Source organism: Actinoallomurus acaciae (assembly GCF_042429965.1).
Classification (GTDB): Bacteria; Actinomycetota; Actinomycetes; order Streptosporangiales; family Streptosporangiaceae; genus Actinoallomurus; species Actinoallomurus acaciae.
In genome coordinates this window covers 1-1,004 of record NZ_JBHLZP010001129.1, presented here as the reverse complement: position 1 = coordinate 1,004, position 1,004 = coordinate 1, and the positions used below count along the sequence as shown (strand labels likewise).

Below are 1,004 nucleotides of genomic sequence, written 5' to 3'. Positions count from 1 at the left end.
AGGCCGCCCGGCGGGACGGTGAACTCCCAGCCGGGCAGTTCCTCGCGCAGCGCGGCGACGAGTGCTTCGCGCCGTTCCCGCAGGGTCGCGCGGCGGGCCGCGACGATCGGTTCGACCTGGCCGAGCAGCTCGGTGACGATGAGCTGTTCGAGCACCGGGCTGGCCAGGTCGACCGCGTCGCGCGCCTCGGCGAGCCGCCGCACGAGCGCCTGCCCGGCGCGGATCCAGCCGATCCGCAGGCCGCCCCACACCAGCTTGGACACCGAGCCGACGCTGATGACGCGGCCGTCGGTGTCGTGCGCGGCGAGCGGCCGCGGGCGTGGCACGTCGTCGACGGCCAGTTCGGCGAAGGTCTCGTCGCTCACCACGTACGCTCCCGTGGCGCGGGCGGTGGCCACGAGCGCCGCGCGGTCGTCGTCGCCCATGAGACGGCCGGTGGGGTTCTGGAAGTCCGGGATCAGGTACGCGAGCCGGGCCGCGCCCTGCCGCATGCCGCCGGCGATGAACTCCAGATCCCAGCCCGCGTTGACGCCCACGGGCACGAGCCGGGCGCGGGCCCGGCGGAGCGCGTCGAGCGCGTGCGGATACGTCGGCGACTCGACGAGGACGGGGTCACCGGGGCGGACGAGGGTCTGAAGCACCAGCCACAGGGCGTGCTGCCCGCCGGTGGTGACGAGGATCTGCTCCGGCAGGGTGGGGACCCCGCGCACGGTGTACCGCGCGGCGATCGCCCGGCGCAGGACGGCCTGGCCGAGCGGCTCGTACCCGGGGCCGCCGGTGTGGCGCGGCAGTTCCGCGACGGCGGCGGCCACGCACTCGTCGAAGCCGGGCGGCGCGGCGGGCGCCACGCAGGCGAGGTCGATGAGCGTGCGGTCCTCGGCGAGCGCATGACGGGCCGACAGGGGCGTACCGTTCGGCAGCGCGGTCCAGGTGCCGGCGCCCTGGCGGCTCTCGACGTACCCGTCCGCGCGCAGCGCGTCGTAGGCCGAGGTGACGGTCGTGCG

1 protein-coding gene is annotated in these 1,004 nt (G+C 76.2%); it reads right to left on the bottom strand.

What is annotated here, in order from left to right:
- Positions 1-1,004, bottom strand: a 1,004-nt coding sequence (locus tag ACFFNX_RS51060; protein WP_378213744.1) for an aminotransferase-like domain-containing protein, incomplete at both ends; no start/stop codon positions are given.